Below are 3,876 nucleotides of genomic sequence, written 5' to 3'. Positions count from 1 at the left end.
GTATTAGCGTTCGTTTCCGAACGTTATCCCCCTCTATAGGGCAGGTTACCCACGCGTTACTCACCCGTCCGCCACTAAGCTTTGGGAGCAAGCTCCCTTAGCTTCGTTCGACTTGCATGTGTTAAGCACGCCGCCAGCGTTCATCCTGAGCCAGGATCAAACTCTCATAAAAAAGTTTGTCCATGCAACCTAAGTTGCTGACTTATTACTTAGTACTTTATAGTACTCACTGAACTTAAAGTTAAGTTCATGAATCGACTGGTTTTATGGTTACTATTTTGTTTTCAATGTTCATTTACTAATTTACTAGTCTCTAAGACTTAGCTGTTTAGGCTTGTTTATTGCCACCAACTCGTATTATATTACACGACTTTTCTACATATGTCAACACTTTCTTTGATTTTTTTTACTTTTTTCACCTAATATACCATTTCTTTTTTCAAAGCGTTGATAATACGAGATTCCTTGTGTTAAACATCCTATATTTTATGTAGTTACTTCCTATTTTATGCATAATTATTTCTATTCCTCATCTAAAAAAGTTATTTTCTTTGCTTATTTTTAATAGCTGCTTGTATAAATTTTAATTGCATCTGAAATTTCTTAGATTCCATCTTAGGAAAGGCCTTAATAAGCCGCCTATGTATAAATCGAGTATTTTCTTGTATCTGATGAAACTCTTCCGACAAACGTTTCAATCCCTTAGATTTTATTTTGTTCTCTTGAATATTTTGACGCAAGAGTATAATTCGATCCTCTAATCTTTCTTCTATATAAAGTTGTTTTTCATCTAAATGCTCTTTTATTTCAATAGAAAGCTCTTTTAATTTTTCAAGTTTTTCGTTTAAATTATAGACTACCTGCACTGTAAGGGTTAAGTCTACAGTTCCAATAATAATAAATAAAATAGCGCATGTTTGTACTACTATATAGGATAATGCTTCAACCAGTTGCTCTATTAAAGGATGTATAAAAAATAGTGTCACTACGCAAAGCCCACCAAACAAAGAGGCATTTAATAAACAAACTCTTCCATTAATATTGTACTTCCTCTTTGAGTAATCCCACCACCTTGCATGAAAAAGCTTTTCCATCACAAAGCTTGTTATATATTCTAACAATCCTGTTAATACTAATCCTACTATAAAAACAAGAAGCACATGATAAGAAAAAGGTTTTAAAATAGTAATAACCAATAATGCTCCAAAACCATATATAGGACATAGGGGTCCATTTAAGAATCCCCTATTAATAAAATGTCTATTGGGAATGGAGCAGTATATAACCTCTGCTATCCATCCTAAAAAACTATATATTATCAAATATAAAAAATCTATATAAAAATCCCCCGTCATACTTTTCCTCCTCTAAAATTTATGTCTTAAGGCTATCTTGCTTTTACACTACTTTATTTCTATTTTATAAAGTTTCTCACTTTTTAGACCTCTTTTATCTATTTATCATAAACTCATTAAGAATTAATGTATTTTAATTTGACAAATTTTACAATTTAGCATAGTCTAATATTATATAACCTATAGAAATAGGAGGGCACTACTATGGATAAGATCATTATAACCATTGGAAGACAGTTTGGAAGTGGAGGACGTTATATCGGCAAAAAGCTAGCTGAAGATTTAAATATCCCTTTTTATGATAAAGAACTCATTGAACTCGCAGCCAAAGAACATGGTATGAGCCCAGAAGTTTTTGCCAATATTGACGAAACAGCTTCTAGTAGTTTTCTTTATTCCTTAGCCATGGGCATCAACACTTTTGGAAGTCGTATATCAACACTTTCTGAAATGCCTCTTACAGACAAACTTTTCATTGCTGAAACGAATACTATTAAAAGAATTGCTACTGAAGGTTCTTGTGTAATTGTAGGAAGATGTGCGGATTATATTTTAGCAGATAATCCTAACTGTATTCATATCTTTGTTCATGGTGATTTTAAAGACCGCGTAAATCGTGCAGTTAGAGACTATGGTGTTCCTGCTGATAAAGCAGAATCTATTATTGCCAAGACAGATAAAAAACGCGCTACTTACTATGAATTTTATTCTAGTCAAAAATGGAGTAAAGCAACTAATTACACTCTCTGCCTAGATAGCTCTGTACTTGGTCTAGACAACTGTGTAGACATTATCAAAGATGTTATAGCCAAACGTCAATAATCTTTCTCTTACAAACTTAAAATTGCTTTAAAAAAGTGCAGATGTATTCTATAAAGAATCACAGCTGCACTTTTTATATTTTACTATCCTACTTTTCCTCCATATTTTCAAAAATCCAATTAAGCTCCTAAAAATATAAAAAAGCTGGTTTGACAGTCCATAAATGACTACTATCAAACCAGCTAAATTTATCAGGGCTACAAGGATTCGAACCTTGGAATGCAGGAATCAAAATCCTGTGCCTTACCGCTTGGCGATAACCCTTCACTATATAACTTAAAACAAATGCGGGCGAAGGGAGTCGAACCCTTACACCCTGCGGCGCTAGATCCTAAGTCTAGTGCGTCTGCCAATTCCGCCACGCCCGCATATAAGTGAGCCACCCGGGAATCGAACCCGGGACAACTTGATTAAAAGTCAAGTGCTCTACCGACTGAGCTAGTGACCCACATCTAATGATTTCCCTTATTAAAAGGAAAATCGGGGTGACAGGACTCGAACCTGCGGCCTCCTGAACCCAAATCAGGCGCTCTAGCCAAACTGAGCCACACCCCGTTTTTTAAGTTGGCAACCATCTACTCTCCCAGTCCGTCTCCAGACAAGTACCATCGACCGACTAAGTCTTAACCATCGTGTTCGGTATGGGAACGTGTGTTTCCCTTAGTCGCATCATCACCAACAAATGACCCATAGGAGAATCGAACTCCTGTTACCGCCGTGAAAGGGCGGTGTCTTAACCGCTTGACCAATGGGCCTTAAACAGCGCGAGACGGGACTCGAACCCGCGACCCTCTCCTTGGCAAGGAGATGCTCTACCAACTGAGCCACTCGCGCATAGCACTTGTTACAACATCGTCAAATGACATGCTTGTGTCACTCAACGAATATAATCATACAAGATATTATTACATATGTCAACTGTTTTTTTATATTTTTTCCAGGCCTCTTTTTGTTTTTATCGACTTTTCCTTTAAGACTTGTTTTTGTGAGATTTTATGTAACATATATGGCACTATAGATTTCATTTTGTTAAGCTAACTCTATAGAACTATTACTTGTAAGCTGAGCCTTAAGGAGAGGTTGGTAAGACACACAAAAGCAAAAAGGGCTCTCAAGTAATTAGGTGAATAATGATTTTATCCAATTTATTATCAAATATACAAGAAATGCTGCAATATATCCTACTATGAAATAAAGGATTGCTTGTTTCCAAATAGATGGCCATGTATCATTATATAAGTTGTTAAGAAATAATCTTGGAAATATACATCCTCCAACTGTTATTCCCATACTTATACCCATTGCACTTTTAAGAGATTTTTTTATCATAACTTATCCTCCGTTTAATCTACAAAATTTCAGTTTGTTGGGGGTGTTTTACACATTAGACTACTAAAAGGAAAGGATAGGGGGTGTTCTCCGGGACCGCAAGTAAGGGAGCTCTTCACCAGCTTCTCGGTCCTCGGATGGGTAAAATCTAAGTTCAGTCCAATAGGCTAACGGTCCTACCTATCACAAGAAAGGCACTTGTGATAACGTCCCTAAAAGCAGCCTATAGGACTTCTCTAAGATTTTACATCCATCCTGTGGAGGAAGCTTGCGAAGAGCTCCCTTACTTGCTAGCCGAAGCTTTATTCTGTTCCTATTTTTTATTTTTTCTTAATTTCCTACTACAGTGATCATGCTATACAGTAAGGCA

The 3,876-nt window shown here is 36.1% G+C and carries 3 protein-coding genes, 6 tRNA genes and 2 rRNA genes; 1 reads left to right on the top strand and 10 read right to left on the bottom strand.

Annotation, left to right across the window (positions count from 1 at the left end; translation table 11 throughout):
• Positions 1-172: ribosomal RNA gene (locus tag CS063_RS17290) — 16S ribosomal RNA — on the bottom strand; the annotation flags it as partial.
• 370 nt (positions 173-542) lie between these two features.
• Positions 543-1,355: a putative ABC transporter permease gene (locus CS063_RS17285; protein WP_099450907.1), complete on the bottom strand. Its 813-nt coding sequence runs from the start codon at positions 1,353-1,355 to the stop codon at positions 543-545.
• Between the two features lie 204 nt (positions 1,356-1,559).
• On the opposite strand from CS063_RS17285, the gene CS063_RS17280 reads away from it, so the two are divergent.
• Positions 1,560-2,177: a cytidylate kinase-like family protein gene (locus CS063_RS17280; RefSeq protein ID WP_099450906.1), complete on the top strand. Its 618-nt coding sequence runs from the start codon at positions 1,560-1,562 to the stop codon at positions 2,175-2,177.
• A 192-nt stretch (positions 2,178-2,369) separates the two neighbouring features.
• Here CS063_RS17280 and CS063_RS17275 read toward each other — a convergent pair.
• From CS063_RS17275 to CS063_RS17240, 8 genes are all read right to left on the bottom strand, one after another.
• Positions 2,370-2,441 (bottom strand) — tRNA-Gln (locus tag CS063_RS17275).
• 22 nt (positions 2,442-2,463) lie between these two features.
• Positions 2,464-2,545, bottom strand: a tRNA-Leu gene (locus tag CS063_RS17270).
• A 7-nt stretch (positions 2,546-2,552) separates the two neighbouring features.
• Positions 2,553-2,625 (bottom strand) — tRNA-Lys (locus CS063_RS17265).
• A 32-nt stretch (positions 2,626-2,657) separates the two neighbouring features.
• A tRNA-Pro gene (locus CS063_RS17260) sits at positions 2,658-2,732 on the bottom strand.
• 7 nt (positions 2,733-2,739) lie between these two features.
• A 5S ribosomal RNA gene (rrf, locus tag CS063_RS17255) occupies positions 2,740-2,857 on the bottom strand.
• Between the two features lie 3 nt (positions 2,858-2,860).
• Positions 2,861-2,932, bottom strand: a tRNA-Glu gene (locus tag CS063_RS17250).
• A 6-nt stretch (positions 2,933-2,938) separates the two neighbouring features.
• Positions 2,939-3,011 (bottom strand) — tRNA-Gly (locus CS063_RS17245).
• A gap of 285 nt (positions 3,012-3,296) precedes the next feature.
• On the bottom strand, positions 3,297-3,506 hold the full coding sequence (locus CS063_RS17240; RefSeq protein ID WP_099450905.1) for a hypothetical protein: 210 nt from the start codon (positions 3,504-3,506) through the stop codon (positions 3,297-3,299).
• Between the last annotated feature and the right edge of the window lie 370 nt (positions 3,507-3,876).

Source organism: Sporanaerobium hydrogeniformans (assembly GCF_002735925.1).
Lineage (GTDB): Bacteria > Bacillota > Clostridia > Lachnospirales > Cellulosilyticaceae > Sporanaerobium > Sporanaerobium hydrogeniformans.
This window is presented reverse-complemented; position numbering and strand designations above follow the sequence as displayed.

Coding starts and splice junctions, on each gene's coding strand:
- CS063_RS17280 (WP_099450906.1), top strand. CDS start 1,560: ATGGATAAGATCATTATAACCATTGGAAGACAGTTTGGAAGTGGAGGA.
- CS063_RS17285 (WP_099450907.1), bottom strand. CDS start 1,355: ATGACGGGGGATTTTTATATAGATTTTTTATATTTGATAATATATAGT.
- CS063_RS17240 (WP_099450905.1), bottom strand. CDS start 3,506: ATGATAAAAAAATCTCTTAAAAGTGCAATGGGTATAAGTATGGGAATA.